Annotated in this window: 17 protein-coding genes and 1 rRNA gene; 14 read left to right on the top strand and 4 right to left on the bottom strand. The window is 54.1% G+C overall.

The window, feature by feature from the left end:
- Position 1: 1 nt before the first annotated feature.
- Positions 2-1,045 (bottom strand): rod shape-determining protein MreB, encoded by a 1,044-nt coding sequence (gene mreB, locus AC2CGP_RS23740; RefSeq protein ID WP_002918653.1) that lies wholly within the window; start codon positions 1,043-1,045, stop codon positions 2-4.
- A 300-nt stretch (positions 1,046-1,345) separates the two neighbouring features.
- On the bottom strand, positions 1,346-3,286 hold the full coding sequence (gene csrD, locus AC2CGP_RS23735; protein ID WP_015369461.1) for an RNase E specificity factor CsrD: 1,941 nt from the start codon (positions 3,284-3,286) through the stop codon (positions 1,346-1,348).
- Positions 3,287-3,500: 214 nt separating this feature from the next.
- Between csrD and acuI the strand changes: the two genes are divergently transcribed.
- The 11 genes from acuI to fis all read left to right on the top strand — a co-directional run bounded on the left by acuI (position 3,501) and on the right by fis (position 13,015).
- A complete protein-coding gene (gene acuI, locus AC2CGP_RS23730) occupies positions 3,501-4,475 on the top strand; it encodes an acrylyl-CoA reductase (NADPH) (RefSeq protein ID WP_015369460.1) in 975 nt (324 codons plus the stop codon).
- 77 nt (positions 4,476-4,552) lie between these two features.
- Positions 4,553-5,554 carry a protein-methionine-sulfoxide reductase catalytic subunit MsrP gene (gene msrP / locus AC2CGP_RS23725; RefSeq protein WP_015369459.1) on the top strand — a complete coding sequence of 334 codons (1,002 nt, stop codon included), beginning with the start codon at positions 4,553-4,555 and terminating at the stop codon, positions 5,552-5,554.
- A complete protein-coding gene (gene msrQ, locus AC2CGP_RS23720; RefSeq protein WP_015369458.1) occupies positions 5,554-6,153 on the top strand; it encodes a protein-methionine-sulfoxide reductase heme-binding subunit MsrQ in 600 nt (199 codons plus the stop codon). The genes msrP and msrQ overlap by 1 nt, the downstream gene beginning before the upstream one ends.
- A gap of 233 nt (positions 6,154-6,386) precedes the next feature.
- Positions 6,387-6,839 carry a type II 3-dehydroquinate dehydratase gene (gene aroQ / locus AC2CGP_RS23715; protein WP_015369457.1) on the top strand — a complete coding sequence of 151 codons (453 nt, stop codon included), beginning with the start codon at positions 6,387-6,389 and terminating at the stop codon, positions 6,837-6,839.
- Positions 6,840-6,861: 22 nt separating this feature from the next.
- On the top strand, positions 6,862-7,323 hold the full coding sequence (gene accB / locus AC2CGP_RS23710; protein ID WP_015369456.1) for an acetyl-CoA carboxylase biotin carboxyl carrier protein: 462 nt from the start codon (positions 6,862-6,864) through the stop codon (positions 7,321-7,323).
- Positions 7,324-7,333: 10 nt separating this feature from the next.
- Positions 7,334-8,683: an acetyl-CoA carboxylase biotin carboxylase subunit gene (accC, locus tag AC2CGP_RS23705; protein WP_015369455.1), complete on the top strand. Its 1,350-nt coding sequence runs from the start codon at positions 7,334-7,336 to the stop codon at positions 8,681-8,683.
- Positions 8,684-8,793: 110 nt separating this feature from the next.
- On the top strand, positions 8,794-9,036 hold the full coding sequence (locus tag AC2CGP_RS23700) for a DUF997 family protein (protein ID WP_015369454.1): 243 nt from the start codon (positions 8,794-8,796) through the stop codon (positions 9,034-9,036).
- Entirely contained in the window at positions 9,026-10,477 is a 1,452-nt protein-coding gene (gene panF, locus AC2CGP_RS23695) for a sodium/pantothenate symporter (RefSeq protein WP_015369453.1), read from the top strand. Before AC2CGP_RS23700 ends, panF begins: the two co-directional genes overlap by 11 nt.
- Positions 10,478-10,488: 11 nt before the next feature.
- Positions 10,489-11,370, top strand: a complete 882-nt coding sequence (gene prmA / locus AC2CGP_RS23690) for a 50S ribosomal protein L11 methyltransferase (RefSeq protein WP_015703628.1) — start codon at positions 10,489-10,491, stop codon at positions 11,368-11,370.
- Positions 11,371-11,728: 358 nt separating this feature from the next.
- Positions 11,729-12,694: a tRNA dihydrouridine synthase DusB gene (gene dusB, locus AC2CGP_RS23685; RefSeq protein ID WP_015369451.1), complete on the top strand. Its 966-nt coding sequence runs from the start codon at positions 11,729-11,731 to the stop codon at positions 12,692-12,694.
- A 24-nt stretch (positions 12,695-12,718) separates the two neighbouring features.
- The gene (gene fis / locus AC2CGP_RS23680; protein WP_000462905.1) at positions 12,719-13,015 is read left to right on the top strand and encodes a DNA-binding transcriptional regulator Fis; all 297 of its coding nucleotides are present in this window, start codon (positions 12,719-12,721) and stop codon (positions 13,013-13,015) included.
- Between the two features lie 83 nt (positions 13,016-13,098).
- Here fis and envR read toward each other — a convergent pair whose 3' ends face one another.
- Positions 13,099-13,755, bottom strand: coding sequence for an acrEF/envCD operon transcriptional regulator (envR, locus tag AC2CGP_RS23675; protein ID WP_045362589.1), 657 nt, complete (start codon positions 13,753-13,755; stop codon positions 13,099-13,101).
- A 356-nt stretch (positions 13,756-14,111) separates the two neighbouring features.
- On the opposite strand from envR, the gene AC2CGP_RS23670 reads away from it, so the two are divergent.
- The 3 genes from AC2CGP_RS23670 (at position 14,112) to AC2CGP_RS23660 (ending at position 18,873) form a co-directional block, all read left to right on the top strand.
- Positions 14,112-15,251, top strand: a complete 1,140-nt coding sequence (locus AC2CGP_RS23670; RefSeq protein WP_015369449.1) for an efflux RND transporter periplasmic adaptor subunit — start codon at positions 14,112-14,114, stop codon at positions 15,249-15,251.
- Positions 15,252-15,264: 13 nt separating this feature from the next.
- Positions 15,265-18,375: an efflux RND transporter permease subunit gene (locus tag AC2CGP_RS23665; RefSeq protein ID WP_213198813.1), complete on the top strand. Its 3,111-nt coding sequence runs from the start codon at positions 15,265-15,267 to the stop codon at positions 18,373-18,375.
- A gap of 276 nt (positions 18,376-18,651) precedes the next feature.
- Complete coding sequence (locus tag AC2CGP_RS23660; protein WP_015369447.1) at positions 18,652-18,873, top strand: hypothetical protein; 222 nt, start codon at positions 18,652-18,654, stop codon at positions 18,871-18,873.
- A 432-nt stretch (positions 18,874-19,305) separates the two neighbouring features.
- Here AC2CGP_RS23660 and rrf read toward each other — a convergent pair.
- Positions 19,306-19,391: ribosomal RNA gene (gene rrf / locus AC2CGP_RS23655) — 5S ribosomal RNA — on the bottom strand; the annotation flags it as partial.

Below are 19,391 nucleotides of genomic sequence, written 5' to 3'. Positions count from 1 at the left end.
ACTACTCTTCGCTGAACAAGTCGCCGCCGTGCATATCGATCATTTCCAGCGCCTTACCGCCGCCACGAGCGACGCAGGTCAGTGGATCTTCTGCAACTACGACAGGGATCCCTGTCTCTTCCATTAACAGACGGTCAAGGTTACGCAGCAGCGCGCCGCCGCCGGTCAGGACCATACCGCGCTCGGAGATATCGGATGCCAGCTCCGGCGGGCACTGTTCCAGCGCGACCATAACGGCGCTGACGATGCCGGTCAGCGGCTCCTGCAGCGCTTCGAGGATTTCGTTGGAATTGAGGGTGAAGCCGCGTGGAACGCCTTCAGCCAGGTTACGGCCGCGCACTTCGATTTCGCGTACTTCATCACCCGGGTAAGCGGAACCGATTTCGTGTTTGATACGCTCAGCGGTTGCTTCGCCGATCAGGGAACCGTAGTTACGGCGCACGTAATTGATCACGGCTTCGTCGAAACGGTCGCCGCCGATACGTACGGAAGAAGAGTAGACCACGCCGTTCAGGGAGATAACTGCGACTTCGGTAGTACCGCCGCCGATATCAACAACCATAGAACCGGTCGCTTCAGAAACCGGCAAGCCTGCGCCGATCGCGGCCGCCATCGGCTCTTCGATCAGGAAGACTTCACGAGCGCCAGCGCCCTGCGCGGATTCGCGGATAGCACGACGCTCAACCTGGGTCGCGCCAACCGGCACGCACACCAGCACGCGTGGGCTCGGACGCATAAAGCTGTTGCTATGCACCTGTTTAATAAAGTGTTGCAGCATCTTTTCAGTCACGAAGAAGTCGGCGATAACGCCGTCTTTCATCGGGCGAATCGCCGCGATATTGCCCGGCGTACGGCCCAGCATCTGCTTCGCTTCATGACCTACAGCGGCAACGCTTTTCGGCGAACCGGCACGATCCTGACGAATGGCCACAACGGAAGGCTCATTCAATACGATGCCTTGTCCTTTTACATAAATAAGGGTATTCGCGGTACCCAGGTCAATGGACAGGTCATTGGAAAACATGCCACGAAATTTTTTTAACATACTAAGGGATAATCCTGAAAGCTGGGGCGGAAAACAAAATCCGCTTACTTTACCAACCACACGCAGCAGCGACAAGGCGCAAAAATCATCTGCTACGGTGAAAATTAGTGCAGTTCATTTCCTTTGTTACAAACATTTACGAAGTCCCTTCGGCGCTGAATAAATCAGCTGCGCTCCGTGCTCTGTTTGTACCTGTCAAAGGTCAGTCTTGCGTAAGTTGCGACATTCCGGCGGGTAGACAAGCACACCCCCTTTACTATGGCGCGCGTTATTCTACGTGAAATCACGCCAAACGGCAGATCAAACCGAGTATCTTTGCGAATATTTTTTCACATTTGTGTCAAGTGGCTGTGAGGCGGCAAAAAATTCCCCCTGACCGCCGGTCACGCCGCATTGCGACAGCACCTGCCACTCGCTGCGACTGCGTACTCCCGTCGCAAAAACCTGTACCGGCATCCCTTTACAGGCTTCCACCAGACTTTGAACCAGTAACTGGTTCTCGCTGCGTTTTTCAATATTGCGCGATAGCCCTTGATGCAGCTTGATCACTTCTACGTCCAGCTGCTTGATCCAACTGGTGCCAACCAGCGTCAACCCGGCCTGAACCACAGCGACGCGAATGCCCAGCGCGTTTATCAACCGCATAACCGGGTGTAAACGGCCGATATATTGACAAACATCCGCCTCTGCAAGTTCAAAAATAATCCGCCGACGTTGTGATTTTTCGCACTGCATCATGGTATCGCGCAGCCAGCGCTGGAAACGCGGGCGAATCAGCGACTCCACGGTCACCTGCAGGGCCAGCGTTTGATCAGGCCAATAACTTAATAACGGCAGCAAACGCGTAATCTGTAGGCGATCGTACTCTTCCGCTAAGCCAAACTGCTGCACCATTGGCATGTACTCGGCGGCAATCACCTCTTCTTTACCGTCATAGATGCGGCACATGAGCTCGCGATGATGTACCCGCCCATCGCGCATGACCGCCGGTTTCTGATACAAGCGCGGGCCGCCGCGGCTGAGCATCTGCTCGATAAGCGTTCGCCAGCGCACGTTACCGCGCCCCTTCTCCGGCAGCGAATCATCGTAAACCGCCCAGCTATTACTCCCCTGCAGCACGGCGTTGCGGGTGGCGGCTTCGGCGTGCTCCATCACCTGAGAGGTGGACTGGCCGCTGCGGAAGGCGCAGATGCCGATATGCATCGTGTCGTCTTTATCCAGCACCCGCGTTGACGGCAGCGCATCCATCGCCTTCAGTAACTGCCCGGCGATACTATCGGCCTCTTTAAGAGTGCGATGCGGCAATAAGACGGCGAAATCGCTACGGTGATAGCGCGCCAGTAGCGAGCCGGGATAACGCATAATAAAAGTAGACAGCAGATTAATTAGCGTGAAGTAATGCTCTTCCGCCGCCGCCCGTCCCCAGTTGTCGCGCAGCAGATCAAACTCCGGCAGGCGAATCATCATCACGATACCGTGCGCCCCCACTTTTTCCTGATCGTCCAGCAGCGTCGCCAGTTGATTATCAAAGAACAGGCGGTTGTTAAGGCCGGTTTTGGAATCCTGGGCGGCGTAGGAGCGAATCAGGGTATCCATGCGGCTGCGCTGATCGCTGGCGAACTGCAGCTCCGAGAGCAGCATATCCAGCGCGCTGCTGGTACTGGCCGGCCATTCATGAACCGAACCGCGCACCTGCGGCCCGCGCTCGCCGCTGAGAATGCGCCGCGCGCGCAGCTCCAGTAGTTCTTGCCCCGCCAACTGGCGGCGGATCCAGCGAATCGAAAAGAAGATAATCAGCACCATGAAGCCGATGGCGAAGGAGAGCGGCGCGGTGACGTGAAGCGAGCGGAAGTAATTGACCATCGGGTCCATGTAGACCAGACGAATCGAAATTCCGGGATGTTTGAGCGAGGGTACCGTCATTTCACGATACTGATTGTTACTGCCCAGCGGACGGTAACTATCACCGCGGGTATGGCTGTAAAGCGATTTGCCGTTGAGCAGAAAATCAATATGTTCGACTTCTACCGGCGTGAGCAGCTCGTCCATTTGCGGTTCGAGCTTCTCAAAAGAGGTGGTCACCAGGCGGCTATCCAGCATCGTCGCCACCGCCTGTACGCGATTCTCAACCTTAATCTGAATGCCGTTGTAAAAGCTCAGCGACGCGCCGATCAGCGTGACAAAAATCGTCAGGCTGGTGAGCAGCGTAACAAATGCTGAGAATTTCGTCGTTAATCGCATCCCTGTGTTAACTCCGCGTGTGAATAACTACCCGATGGGCATTCGGGCCCCTTTTGAGACTTTTTCTTAAGTAAGTACTAACTTTCTGAAGCGACGCATACTACCAAAGCTGGCGTATCTGGCAATTTATTGCGTTACATCCACGTAATAATGCCGTTAGCGAGTATAGTCTGCAGAATAATTTTTCCAATCTTCAAACCGCGAGGAACCACATATGCAGGCATTAATTTTAGAACAGCAGGATGGCAAAACCCTTTCCTCGGTGCAAAACATCGATGCCAACCTGTTGCCGCCAGGCGATGTGACTGTCGATATTCACTGGTCGAGCCTCAATTATAAAGATGCGTTGGCCATTACCGGCAAAGGAAAAATTATCCGCAACTTTCCGATGATTCCTGGTATCGATTTTGCCGGTACCGTCCACGCCAGCGAAGATCCGCGTTTTCACGTTGGCCAGCAGGTATTACTCACCGGTTGGGGCGTGGGAGAAAATCACTGGGGCGGCCTGGCCGAGCGCGCCCGCGTCAAAGGCGAATGGCTGGTGGCCATGCCTGAAGGTCTCGACGGACGCAAAGCGATGGCGATCGGTACCGCAGGTTTTACCGCCATGCTATGCGTGATGGCGCTGGAAGACGCCGGCGTGCGTCCGCAGGATGGCGAGATCGTCGTAACAGGCGCCAGCGGCGGCGTCGGCAGCACGGCAGTCGCTCTGCTGCATCATCTGGGTTATCAGGTGGCGGCGGTTTCCGGTCGCGAAAGCACCCATGACTATCTGAAAAGCCTCGGCGCGCAGCGTATTCTGGGCCGCGACGAGTTCGCTGAGAGCCGTCCGCTGGAAAAACAAATCTGGGCGGGCGCTATCGATACCGTCGGCGATAAAGTGCTGGCTAAGGTGCTGGCGCAGATGAACTATGGCGGCTGCGTCGCGGCCTGCGGCCTGGCGGGCGGTTTCGCGCTGCCGACCACCGTGATGCCGTTTATCCTGCGCAACGTACGCCTGCAGGGCGTCGATTCGGTAATGACCCCGCCTGCGCGCCGCGCAGAAGCCTGGCGCCGGCTGGTGCGCGATCTGCCGGAGTTTTTTTACGCGCAAAGCGCGACCGAAATCACCCTGGCCGATGCCCCGGCCTTCGCCGACAAAATCATGAACAACCAGATCCAGGGACGTACGCTGGTCAAAATCGGCTAATCTGCAATTTTTCGTGACATATTCGCGATCGCGCTGCGCCTCCGTCATGCTTAGGAAAAAGTATGACGGAGGACGCCATGAAAACCAGAAAACTGACGGAAGCCGACGTAACGGCGGAATCGGTATTTAACCTGCAGCGCCGCCAGGTGCTGAAAATGCTCGGTATCGGCGCGACGGCGATGTCGCTCTCAACGAAGGCCCATGCCGACCTGCTCGATTGGTTTAAAGGCCACGATCGCCCGCCGGCGCCTGCCGGAAAGGCGCTGACCTTTGATAAACCCGCAGCATGGCAAAGTAAGCTCGCCCTCACCCCGGAAGATAAAGTCGCCGGCTACAACAACTTTTATGAATTCGGCCTCGATAAAGCCGATCCGGCCGCTAACGCAGGCAGCCTGCGCACTGACCCCTGGACGCTTACCATCGGCGGCGAAGTCGCCAAACCCCTGACGCTCGATCACGACGACCTGACCCGTCGTTTCCCGCTGGAAGAGCGTATTTATCGGATGCGCTGCGTGGAGGCCTGGTCGATGGTCGTGCCGTGGGTCGGCTTCCCGCTGCATAAACTACTCGCGCTGGTGGAGCCCACCAGCAACGCCCGCTACGTCGCTTTCAAAACGCTGTATGCGCCAGAACAAATGCCTGGACAAAAAGATCGCTTCATCGGCGGCGGCCTGGCCTATCCCTATGTCGAAGGGTTGCGCCTTGATGAAGCGATGCACCCGCTCACGCTGATGAGCGTTGGCGTCTATGGGAAAGCGTTGCCGCCGCAAAACGGCGCCCCCATCCGCCTGACCGTGCCGTGGAAGTACGGCTTTAAAGGGATTAAATCTATCGTGAGCATCGAATTAACCCGCGAGCGGCCGCCGACCACCTGGAATCTGGCGGCGCCGGATGAATACGGTTTCTATGCCAATGTGAACCCGCACGTCGATCATCCGCGCTGGTCGCAGGCCAGCGAGCGGTTTATCGGCGCCGGCGGCGTACTCGACGTAAAACGCCAGCCAACGTTGCTGTTTAATGGCTATGCCGAGGAAGTCGCCTCGCTGTATCGCGGGCTTAACTTACGGGAGAATTTCTAGTGCGTCTGAGCGTTAAACAGATAGGTTGGCTGAAAGTTGCGCTGCATTTAGCCGGTTTTTTACCGCTTGTCTGGCTGTTCTGGGCCGGACATCAGGGCTATTTCAGCGCCGATCCGGCAAAGGATATCCAGCATTTTACCGGACGGATGGCGCTGAAGTTTTTGCTCGCCACCTTGCTTATTACGCCGCTGGCGCGCTACGCTAAACAGCCATTATTGATACGCACCCGCCGGTTATTAGGGTTATGGTGCTTTGCCTGGGCCACGTTGCACCTCACCAGCTATACGCTGCTGGAGCTCGGCATTAACAATCTGGCGCTACTCGGTTCCGAGATAATCAACCGTCCGTATCTCACGCTTGGTTTAATCAGTTGGTTGGTTTTACTGGCGCTGGCGGCGACGTCAACCCAGTACATGCAACGAAAATTAGGCCGTCGTTGGCAAACATTGCACAACTTCGTCTATCTGGTGGCGATCCTCGCCCCTATACATTATCTGTGGTCGGTGAAGATTATATCGCCGCAGCCGCTGATTTATGCCGGGCTGGCAACGGTACTTTTAGCCAGCCGCTACAAGAAGTTTCGCCAGTGGTGGCGCTAATCTCCGGATATGTGCAGTTCCCCGCATAACGTTTATCAACCGCGACTCTTTTTACGATAGCGGTTGATAATCTTCCCTGATAAGACCAGTATTTAGCTGCCAATTGCTACGAAATCGTTATAATGTGCGACTTTGGTTTTCCTGAAGGGGTTTTCGAACCCTGAAAAGGTGACAAGCGCGTATCGAAGGTATATTTTGTCTTTTACCCGAGGTTAGCAGGAGATAGCTGCACAATGGCTGACAAGTTTCGCATTTTGCTTTTGAACGGACCAAACCTTAATATGCTCGGCAGCCGTGAACCCGAGAAGTATGGTTCGCTAACACTGGCAGAAATTGTTAACCGTTTAACCGCAGAAGCGGAAGCGCTAAACGTGACGCTCGACCACCTGCAATCCAATGCGGAGTTCGCGCTCATCGACCGAATTCATCAGGCTAAAGACTCTGTGGACTATATCCTGATCAATCCGGCCGCGTTTACGCATACCAGCGTGGCCATCCGCGACGCGCTGCTTGCCGTGAGTATCCCGTTTATCGAGATCCACCTGAGCAACGTGCATGCGCGCGAGCCGTTCCGTCACCACTCGTATCTGTCTGATGTCGCCTCGGGCGTGATCTGCGGATTAGGTGCGGACGGCTATTCATACGCTTTACAGACGGCGGTAAAACGCCTGTCACAAACACACTAAACAAAGAGTACGGAACCCACTCATGGATATTCGTAAGATTAAAAAACTGATCGAGCTGGTTGAAGAATCAGGCATCTCCGAACTGGAAATTTCTGAAGGCGAAGAGTCTGTACGCATCAGCCGTGCAGCGCCGGCTGCTAGCTATCCGGTAATGCAGCAAGCCTATGCTGCGCCAATCGCCCAGCCTCAGGCGCCAGCCGCCGCAGCGCCGGCAGCAGCACCTGCCGCTGAAGCGAAAGCGGAAATCAGTGGTCACATCGTACGTTCCCCGATGGTCGGTACTTTCTACCGCACCCCGAGCCCGGACGCGAAAGCCTTTGTGGAAGTCGGTCAGAAAGTTAACGTGGGCGACACCCTGTGCATCGTAGAAGCGATGAAAATGATGAACCAGATCGAAGCCGACAAAGCCGGCGTGGTTAAAGCCATTCTGATCGAAAGCGGCCAACCTGTAGAATTCGACGAGCCGCTGGTTGTCATCGAGTAACGAGGCGAACATGCTGGATAAAATTGTCATCGCTAACCGTGGCGAGATCGCACTGCGCATCCTGCGTGCCTGTAAAGAACTGGGCATCAAGACCGTTGCTGTGCACTCCACCGCGGATCGCGATTTAAAACACGTATTATTAGCGGATGAGACGGTCTGCATCGGCCCGGCTCCGTCCGTAAAAAGCTATCTGAACATCCCGGCTATCATCAGCGCGGCGGAAATCACCGGCGCGGTAGCGATTCACCCGGGTTACGGTTTCCTTTCCGAGAACGCTAACTTTGCCGAGCAGGTTGAGCGCTCCGGTTTCATCTTCATCGGCCCGAAAGCCGACACTATCCGCCTGATGGGCGACAAAGTGTCCGCCATCACCGCAATGAAGAAAGCTGGCGTTCCGACCGTTCCAGGTTCTGATGGCCCGCTGGGCGACGACATGGACGCTAACCGCGCGCATGCCAAACGCATCGGCTACCCGGTTATCATCAAAGCCTCCGGCGGCGGCGGCGGTCGCGGCATGCGCGTCGTGCGCAGCGACGCTGAACTGGCGCAATCCATCTCCATGACCAAAGCGGAAGCGAAAGCGGCTTTCAACAACGACATGGTCTATATGGAGAAGTACCTGGAAAATCCTCGTCACATCGAGATTCAGGTGCTGGCGGACGGCCAGGGCAACGCTATCTATCTGGCGGAACGCGACTGCTCCATGCAGCGTCGTCACCAGAAAGTCGTCGAAGAAGCGCCGGCGCCGGGCATTACCCCGGAACTGCGTCGCTACATCGGCGAACGTTGCGCGAAAGCCTGTGTGGATATCGGCTATCGCGGAGCGGGTACCTTTGAGTTCCTGTTTGAAAACGGCGAGTTCTACTTCATTGAGATGAACACCCGTATTCAGGTAGAACACCCGGTTACCGAAATGATCACCGGCGTTGACCTGATCAAAGAACAGCTGCGCATCGCGGCGGGTCAGCCGCTGTCTATCAAGCAAGAAGAAGTGCAGGTTCGCGGCCATGCGGTGGAATGCCGTATCAACGCCGAAGACCCGAATACCTTCCTGCCGAGCCCGGGTAAAATTACCCGCTTCCACGCGCCGGGCGGTTTTGGTGTGCGCTGGGAGTCTCATATCTACGCCGGTTACACCGTACCGCCGTACTATGACTCAATGATCGGTAAACTGATCTGCTACGGCGAAAGCCGTGATGTGGCGATTGCCCGCATGAAGAACGCGCTGCAGGAATTGATCATCGATGGCATCAAAACCAACGTTGAGCTGCAGATGCGCATTATGAGCGACGAGAACTTCCAGCATGGTGGTACCAATATCCACTATCTGGAGAAAAAACTCGGACTGCAGGAAAAATAATCCTGTACTCGCTGCAAAAGGCCGGATAATCCGGCCTTTTTTCTTTTTCTCTCCCCTCGACTTTTCCATGCGGTACAATCCCCGCTTTCTTCATCCTCAAGGGACAAAAAATGGACAAAAGATTTGTTCAGGCCCATAAAGAAGCGCGCTGGGCGCTGTGGCTGACCCTTCTCTATCTTGCCGCGTGGCTGGCTGCGGCCTATCTGCCTGGCGTCGGTATCGGCTTTACCGGCCTGCCGCACTGGTTCGAACTGGCCTGCCTGCTGGTGCCGCTGCTGTTCGTTCTGCTGTGCTGGGCGATGGTGCGCTTTATCTTCCGCGATATCTCTCTGGAGGATAACGATGCAGCTTGAGATTATCGTGGTGCTGATCGCTTATCTGTTTGTCGTTTTCGGTCTGTCTCTTTACGCGATGCGTAAACGCAGTACCGGGAACTTCCTGAGCGAGTATTTCCTCGGCAGCCGATCGATGGGCGGCTTTGTATTAGCCATGACCCTCACCGCCACCTATATTAGCGCCAGCTCGTTTATCGGCGGCCCTGGCGCCGCCTACAAATATGGGCTGGGCTGGGTACTGCTGGCGATGATCCAGGTACCGACGATCTGGCTCTCTCTCGGGATCCTCGGCAAGAAGTTCGCGATCCTGGCGCGCCGCTACAATGCCATTACCCTTAACGATATGCTGCAGGCGCGCTACCAAAGCCGCGCGGTGGTATGGATTGCCAGCGTCAGCTTGCTGGTGGCCTTTGTTGGGGCCATCGCGGTGCAGTTTATCGGCGGCGCACGCCTGCTGGAAACCGCCGCCGGGATCAAGTACGAAACAGGACTATTGATATTTGGTATCACAATTGCGCTCTACACCGCTTTTGGCGGTTTCCGCGCCAGCGTACTCAACGATACCATGCAAGGGATGGTGATGTTGATCGGAACGATCGTCCTGCTGGTTGGTGTAGTGCATGCCGCCGGAGGCCTGCATCAGGCGGTAGAAACACTCCAGCAAATCGACCCGCAGCTGGTGTCGCCCCACGGCGCCGATGATATCCTCACGCCAACCTTTATGACCTCGTTCTGGGTGCTGGTCTGTTTCGGCGTCATCGGCTTGCCGCATACCGCCGTACGCTGTATCTCCTATAAAGACAGCAAGGCCGTACACCGCGGGATCGTTATTGGCACCATCGTCGTGGCGATTCTGATGTTCGGTATGCATCTCGCCGGCGCTCTTGGTCGCGCCGTCCTGCCGGGCCTCACCGTGCCCGATCAGGTGATCCCGACGTTGATGGTTCAGGTGCTGCCGCCGTGGGCCGCAGGGCTGTTTTTAGCGGCGCCGATGGCCGCGATTATGTCTAACGTTAACGCCCATTTACTGCAGGCATCGGCTACGATCATTAAAGATCTGTGGCTCAGCGCTCAGCCAACGAAAAAGCGTAACGAGCAGAAGCTGAAGCGGATCTCAACGATCGCCACCTTAGTGCTCGGCATACTTATGATGCTGGCCGCCTGGCGGCCGCCGGAAATGATTATCTGGCTTAATCTGCTGGCCTTTGGCGGCCTGGAAGCCGTGTTCTTATGGCCGCTGGTATTGGGCCTTTACTGGGAGCGGGCAAACGCTGCCGGCGCGCTCAGCGCGATGTTAGTGGGCGGCATACTGTATGCCGTGCTCGCGACGTTTAACATTCAGTACCTGGGCTTCCACCCTATCGTGCCCTCGCTGCTGCTAAGTTTGTTGGCTTTTGTCGTCGGGAACCGCTTCGGTCAACCCGTACCACCAGCCCCTATTATGACTACTGATAAATAAAGAGTTTTGCCATGCCTTGGATCCAACTAAAACTGAATACGACCGGCGCTCACGCGGAAGAACTGAGCGACGCGCTGATGGAGGCCGGCGCGGTCTCGATTACCTTCCAGGACACCCACGACACGCCGGTGTTCGAACCGCTGCCGGGTGAAACTCGTTTGTGGGGCGATACCGACGTTATCGGTCTGTTCGACGCAGAAAGCGACATGAACGAAGCGGTTGCTATCCTTGAGCAGCATCCGCTGCTCGGCGCCGGCTTCGCGCATAAAATTGAACAACTGGAAGATAAAGACTGGGAACGCGAGTGGATGGATAACTTCCACCCGATGCGTTTCGGCGAACGCCTGTGGATTTGCCCGAGCTGGCGCGATGTTCCTGATGAGAATGCAGTCAATGTGATGCTTGATCCAGGACTGGCCTTTGGTACCGGCACTCACCCAACAACCGCGATGTGTCTGCAATGGCTCGACGGCCTTGACCTGCAGGGCAAAACAGTTATCGATTTTGGCTGCGGTTCCGGCATCCTGGCGATCGCCGCGCTGAAGCTGGGCGCCGCCAAAGCTATCGGTATTGATATCGATCCGCAGGCCATTCAGGCCAGTCGTGATAACGCCCAGCGTAACGGCGTCTCCGAACGCCTTGAACTGTATTTGCCGCAGGATCAGCCAGAAGCCATGAAAGCCGATGTGGTGGTCGCAAACATCCTGGCAGGCCCGTTACGTGAGCTGGCCCCTTTAATCAGCGTCCTGCCGGTTACAGGCGGCCTGCTTGGCCTTTCCGGAATCCTGGCAAGTCAGGCGGAAAGCGTCTGCGAAGCCTACGCCCCGCTCTTCACCCTCGACCCGGTGGTGGAGAAAGAGGAGTGGTGCCGAATTACCGGACAGAAAAACTAAGTAAGACTGCGGCCTACGGGCCGCATTTTTGTTTCCAGTAACCGCCGAATATTGCCAGGAAATGAGAGCCGGATCGCATTACGATGCCCTTTTTTGGCTACAAAAACAGCGTTTTATCCCGTCTCGTATCGCCTTCATCTCAGAAAAATCGAGAAGTTTTGTGATTTTATAATTGGACACAAATTATCCCGTTGGTAATAACATAATGATTAATATGATAATTTATTCATGGCTATTACGTTACTCCTGGATTCATTGATCTGTAACAGAGGATTGGTCAAAGTTTGGCCTTTCATCTCGCGCAAAAAATGCGTAATATACGCCGCCTTGCAGTCACAGTATGGTCATTTCTTAACTCATGCGCATCGGACACCACCAGCTCAGAAATCGCCTGATCGCAGCACCTATGGCTGGCATCACTGACAGACCATTCAGGACGCTGTGTTACGAGATGGGAGCAGGTTTAACCGTCTCCGAGATGATGTCCTCCAACCCGCAGGTATGGGAGAGCGACAAGTCCCGGTTACGGATGGTGCACATTGATGAGCCCGGTATTCGTACCGTGCAAATCGCCGGTAGCGTACCGGAAGAGATGGCCGCAGCCGCCCGTATTAACGTGGAAAGCGGCGCCCAGATTATTGATATCAATATGGGGTGCCCGGCTAAAAAGGTGAATCGTAAGCTTGCTGGTTCAGCCCTCTTGCAGTATCCCGATCAGGTGAAGTCAATCCTGACCGCGGTCGTCAAGGCAGTGGACGTTCCGGTGACTCTCAAGATTCGCACCGGTTGGGAACCGGAACACCGTAACTGTGTAGAGATTGCCCAACTGGCTGAAGAATGTGGCATTCAGGCTCTGACTATTCACGGACGCACTCGCGCCTGCTTGTTTAACGGAGAAGCTGAATACGACAGTATTCGGGCAGTTAAGCAGAAAGTTTCCATTCCGATTATCGCGAATGGCGACATTACTGACCCGCTTAAAGCCAGAGCCGTGCTCGACTACACGGGGGCTGACGCTCTCATGATAGGCCGTGCGGCTCAGGGAAGACCCTGGATCTTTCGGGAAATCCAGCATTATCTGGACACTGGGGAGTTGCTGCCCCCCCTGCCGTTGGCAGAGGTTAAGCGCTTGCTTTGCGCGCACGTTCGGGAACTGCATGACTTTTACGGTCAGGCAAAAGGGTACCGAATCGCGCGTAAACACGTCTCCTGGTATCTCCAGGAGCATGCTCCAAATGACCAGTTTCGGCGCACATTCAACGCCATTGAGGATGCCAGCGAACAGCTGGAGGCGTTGGAGGCATACTTCGAAAATTTTGCGTAATAGAAATAAAGAGCTGACAGAACTATGTTCGAACAACGCGTAAATTCTGACGTACTGACCGTTTCTACCGTTAACTCTCAGGATCAGGTAACTCAAAAGCCCCTGCGTGACTCGGTTAAACAGGCACTGAAGAACTATTTTGCTCAACTGAATGGTCAGGATGTTAATGATCTGTATGAGCTGGTATTGGCTGAAGTTGAACAGCCACTGTTGGACATGGTGATGCAATACACCCGTGGTAACCAGACCCGCGCTGCCCTGATGATGGGTATCAACCGCGGTACTCTGCGTAAGAAACTGAAAAAATACGGCATGAACTGATATTAATCAGTAAATTGCTGAATTAAAAAGGCGCTCTTCGGCATGGGGAAGCGCCTTTTTTTATACCTGATTTTTATACTGAACTACTGCCCCACGGCAGCCATTGGCCACACGCTATGGTCAGGTTGTTGCAGCGATAACGCCGACATAATATTGTCTACCAGCACGGGCGCCTGCTGATAGAGATTGAATTGTTCAGGATCCATTAACCAGTTTTTGATAATTCCTGTAAAAGCGCCGTGTAATATTATCAACGTAATTTCGATATTTGTTTCCGCCGGCAATAATCTATTTCTTACGCAACACTGCAGGACGTCACGGATTATGGCGTAATTGAAGCCAATTCGTTTGCGGATTTCGCTTTCCGGCAGCATGTCACTAGTAAACTCGCATTTATGATAAAGAATTTGTAGCAGTGCCTGCTGTCGGGAATTCTCAGCGATATATTGTAATCCGGTAATAAATTTTTTACGTAACCCAGTTAACGGATTTTTGTTATCCAGCTCCCACTGTTGATGGGGCAGTAGCTCTCTGAGCGGCGGCTGCTGCTGCCACATCTCATTAAATAACTCCGCCTTGCTGGAAAAATGCCAGTACACCGCTCCACGCGTGACGCCCGCGGCGTCAGCGATATCGGTCAGCGTGGTATTGGTAACGCCGCGCTGCGCGAACTGCTGAATGGCGGACTCAATCAGGAGTTGACGCGTTCTTAAGGCGTCCTCTTTGGTTTTTCTGGCCATAACCTTTTCCCACTCGCTACCTAACGGTGAATACAGAATTGACTGATACACAAGCCAATTTAGCATTCCATAAAAAATATTATTTAGCAAAAATGCAGATACTGACATTTAATTACACGATAATTTAATACATGCGATAAATATAAAATAAGAATACATTCACAAAATAAATATTAAAGAAGACGCAACGAAACCAACCTCCTTTTTTTTGTTTTTACGTGCCTTGTTTATTGCGCAAAAATAACTATTCCTTACATCCACCGATGTTTATTTGTAGGATAACGAACCGCTTTAATATTCATTATTTCTTCGCAGATTCGCCGCCCTATCCGGCCCGTAATCTATAAGGAACAGCAATGACGAGTCATGCCAGAGTTTCTCTTTTATCCAGCCTAATTATCTCCGCCGTGTTGCTTACCGGTTGCGATAATTCAGGCAACCAGCAGGCACAACCGCAGGCGCCACAGGTTAGCGTACATGTAGTGCACAGCGAACCGCTTTCCGTCACCACTGAACTCCCAGGGCGAACGTCGGCCTTCCGTGTCGCTGAAGTTCGCCCTCAGGTCAGCGGTATTATCCTGAAACGCAACTTTGTCGAGGGCAGCGATATCAAGGCCGGTGAATCGCTCTATCAAATCGACCCCGCCACTTACCAGGCGGCCTGGAACAGCGCCAAAGGCGACGAGGCAAAAGCCGAAGCCGCAGCGGCTATCGCCCATCTGACGGTGAAACGTTATGTTCCTCTGCTTGGGACGCAGTACATCAGTCAGCAGGAATACGATCAGGCCGTCGCTACCGCGCGTCAGGCCGATGCCGATGTCGTGGCGGCTAAGGCCGCGGTCGAAAACGCCCGTATCAATCTGGCTTACACCAAGGTGACCTCGCCCATCGACGGGCGGATTGGTAAATCCAGCGTAACCGAAGGCGCACTGGTGACCAACGGCCAGGCGGACGCCATGGCGACGGTGCAGCAACTCGATCCGATCTATGTCGACGTAACCGAATCCAGCAACGATTTTATGCGCCTGAAACAGGAAAGCCTGCAGCGCGGTGATGACAGTAAAAGCGTGCAGCTGATTATGGAAAATGGCCAACCCTATTCCCTGAAGGGATCGCTGCAATTTTCTGACGTGACCGTCGATGAAAGCACCGGATCCATTACGCTGCGCGCGGTATTCCCTAATCCGCAACACACTCTTCTGCCGGGCATGTTTGTCCGCGCCCGTATCGATGAAGGCGTCAATCCGCAGGCGATTCTGGTACCGCAGCAGGGGGTTACCCGCACGCCGCGCGGCGATGCCACTGTGTTAATCGTTAATGCGCAGAACCAGGTGGAAAACCGAGAAGTCACCGCCGCCCAGGCGATAGGCGATAAATGGTTAATCACCAGCGGCCTGCAAAACGGCGACAAAGTCATCGTTAGTGGGTTACAGAAGGTTCGCCCAGGCGTCACCGTGAAGGCGACGGAAGATACCGCTGCCTCCGCCGCACAATAAGGTATGAATCGCTATGTCTAAGTTCTTCATTCATCGACCGGTGTTTGCATGGGTGCTGGCGATCATCATGATGATTGCCGGCGGCCTCGCCATCATGCAGCTTCCTATCGCGCAATATCCCACGATTGCGCCGCCCGCGGTAGCCATCTCGGCAACCTACCCGGGTGCAGATGCGCAAACCGTGCAGGACACCGTCACCCAGGTTATCGAACAGAACATGAATGGTATCGATAATCTGATGTACATGTCCTCTACCAGTGATTCATCCGGTAGCGTGACCATCACGCTCACTTTTCAATCCGGCACCGATCCGGATATCGCCCAGGTGCAGGTGCAGAACAAACTGCAACTGGCGACGCCGCTGCTGCCACAGGAAGTACAGCAGCAAGGTATTAGCGTTGAGAAATCCAGTAGCAGCTTCCTGCTGGTTGCCGGATTTATCTCTGATAATCCAAGCACTACCCAGGATGATATTTCCGACTACGTTGCCTCTAACATCAAAGACCCTATCAGCCGCCTTAACGGCGTGGGCGATGTACAATTGTTCGGCGCGCAATATGCCATGCGTATCTGGCTCGACGGCAACCTGCTGAATAAATATAACCTCACGCCGGTTGATGTTATCAACCAACTGAAGGTGCAAAACGATCAGATCGCCGCCGGACAGCTTGGCGGTACACCATCGGTTAAAGGTCAACAGCTTAATGCCTCGATCATTGCTCAGACTCGCCTGAAAGATCCTAAGGAATTCGGTAAAGTCACGCTGCGGGTGAACGCCGATGGTTCCGTGGTTCGCCTGAAGGATGTCGCGCGCATTGAACTGGGCGGCGAGAACTATAACGTTGTCGCGCGCATTAATGGCAAACCCGCCTCTGGTTTGGGGATCAAGCTGGCGACCGGCGCCAATGCGTTAGATACCGCTACGGCGATCAAAGCGAAACTTGCCGAGCTGCAGCCCTTCTTCCCGCAAGGGATGAAGGTTGTTTATCCCTACGACACCACGCCGTTCGTTAAAATCTCCATTCACGAAGTGGTCAAAACGCTGTTTGAAGCCATTATCCTCGTCTTCCTCGTGATGTATCTGTTCCTGCAGAACATTCGCGCAACGCTTATCCCGACGATCGCTGTGCCGGTCGTCTTGCTGGGTACCTTTGCGGTGCTGGCGATGTTCGGCTACTCCATCAACACGCTAACCATGTTTGGCATGGTGCTGGCGATAGGGCTACTGGTCGACGATGCCATCGTGGTGGTAGAGAACGTTGAGCGCGTCATGGTCGAGGACAAGCTTTCCCCCGTTGAAGCCACAGAGAAATCAATGGAGCAGATTCAGGGGGCGCTGGTTGGTATCGCCATGGTGCTCTCGGCGGTATTCGTCCCGATGGCCTTTTTTGGCGGCTCGACCGGGGCGATTTATCGTCAGTTCTCCATCACTATCGTTTCCGCGATGGCGCTGTCTGTACTGGTCGCGCTGGTACTGACCCCGGCGCTGTGCGCAACCATGTTAAAACCAGCATCCGCAGACCATCATGGCAAAAAGGGGTTCTTCGGCTGGTTTAATGCCAGGTTTGACCAAAGCGTTAACCATTACACCAACAGCGTCAGCGGGATCCTGCGCAGCACCGGGCGCTACCTGGTTATCTATCTGCTGATCGTTATCGGCATGGCGATGCTGTTTGTCCGCTTGCCAACGTCCTTCCTGCCTGATGAAGACCAGGGCGTATTCCTGACCATGGTTCAGTTGCCCGCTGGCGCTACGCAAGAGCGGACGCAAAAGGTGCTCGACTCCGTCAGCGACTACTATCTGCAGAAAGAGAAAGCTAACGTTGAAAGCGTATTCACCGTTAACGGCTTTAGCTTCAGCGGACAAGGACAAAACTCCGGTATGGCGTTCGTCAGTCTGAAACCATGGGAAGAACGCAGCGGTTCGCAAAACGGGGTTGAAGCCATTATCAAGCGCGCGACCGCTGCATTTGGTCAGATTAAAGATGCGATGGTCTTTCCGTTCAACATGCCGGCCATCATCGAGTTAGGTACCGCGACCGGTTTCGACTTCGAGTTGATTGACCAGGGCGGCTTAGGTCACACACAGCTAACTCAGGCCCGAAACCAGCTTCTGGGGATGGTCAAACAGCATCCGGAACAGCTAGTCCGTGTTCGTCCTAATGGTCTTGAGGATACGCCGCAGTTCAAACTCGACGTCGATCAAGAGAAAGCGCAGGCGCTTGGCGTCTCGTTATCCGACATAAACGAAACGATATCAGCGGCGCTAGGTGGCTATTATGTGAATGACTTTATTGACCGCGGCCGCGTGAAGAAAGTCTACGTTCAGGCCGATGCCAGTTTCCGTATGCTGCCGGGTGATATCAATAACATGTATGTCCGCAGTTCTAACGGTGAAATGGTGCCGTTCTCGGCATTTGTTACTTCACGTTGGGTATATGGTTCTCCGCGTCTCGAACGTTACAACGGCCTGCCTTCAATGGAAATCCTCGGCGAAGCGGCTCCGGGTAAGAGTACCGGGGAAGCCATGGCCTTGATGGAACAACTGGCCAGTAAACTCCCTGCGGGTATTGGTTATGACTGGACGGGCTTGTCATATCAGGAACGTTTATCAGGCAACCAGGCACCAGCGCTATATGCTATTTCGCTGATAGTCGTCTTCCTTTGCCTGGCTGCACTCTATGAAAGCTGGTCTATTCCATTCTCAGTTATGCTGGTTGTGCCATTAGGGGTGATTGGCGCATTATTAGCAGCCTCACTTAGAGGATTGAATAATGACGTTTATTTCCAGGTTGGCCTGTTAACGACTATTGGTTTATCTGCAAAGAACGCCATTCTTATTGTTGAGTTCGCCAAAGACCTTATGGATAAAGAAGGCAAAGGTATTATTGAGGCGACCCTGGAAGCATCCCGTATGCGTCTGCGCCCTATATTAATGACTTCATTAGCCTTTATTCTCGGGGTCATGCCGTTAGTGATTAGCCACGGCGCTGGTAGCGGCGCGCAAAACGCTGTCGGTACCGGTGTGATGGGCGGTATGCTTACCGCAACGCTGCTGGCCATCTTCTTCGTGCCGGTGTTCTTTGTGGTTGTAAGGCGTCGCTTTACCCGCCACGCAGAATAATCGACTATGATTATCAAGGCGCCACGCGGCGCCTTTTTTTATATTTATCAGAACAATAAGTTAGTAGAAATATTAATTCCCATCCCCGACTGACGCATTGAAATATCCCTTTCTACATATTTTCTTCATTATTTCTCATTTCTCTTCACGATATTTACTCTGCTCATAATTTGAGATTATTTCCCCTTCCGGGCCTGGGTCATTGCGGTGGTAAAATAAGCTATTCCGTTATGTGTTGACATCGTTGACTGCAAACGGTTATTTAGAGGTAATACCATGAAAAAATTAATATTAGTGACATTGTTAGCAACGTTGCTTGCTGGCTGTGCCCATGATTCCCCGTGCGTGCCGGTCTATGACTCGCAGGGCCGACTGGTGCATACCAATACCTGTGTAAAAGGCACAACTCAGGATAACTGGGAAACCGCTGGCGCAATCGCCGGTGGGGCCGCAGCGGTTGCCGGTCTCACGTTAGGAATCGTGGCGCTTACGCGTTAGTGATACCTCTCCACAAACGCTACAGCCGGGATGCGTTCCCTTTGGCTTAGCCGCCAGAAAGACAAAAGGCCCAGTCTCACGACTGGGCCTTTCATTTATATTGATATGGTCATTTTCCCGGGGGCGGCGCGATGCGCCTTTCCCGGGCTACGGGTCTGTAGCCCGGGAAAGCGCAGCGCCACCGGGGAAGATGGCGGCGCGTCTGGCCGCAAAACACAAAAACAAAAGGCCCAGTCTTTCGACTGAGCCTTTCGTTTTATTTGATGCCTGGCAATGATGGCGGGCGTCCTGCCCGCCACCCTCCGGGCCGTTGCTGCGCAACGTTCAAATCCGCTCCCGGCGGATTTGTCCTGCTCCGGAGAGCACTCACCGACAAACAACAGATAAAACAAAAGGCCCAGTCTTTCGACTGAGCCTTTTGTTTTATTTGATGCCTGGCAATTCCCTACTCTCACATGGGGAGACCCCACACTACCATCGGCGCTACGGCGTTTCACTTCTGAGTTCGGCATGGGGTC

Source organism: Klebsiella sp. SYXHC3, assembly GCF_057196925.1.
This window is presented reverse-complemented; position numbering and strand designations above follow the sequence as displayed.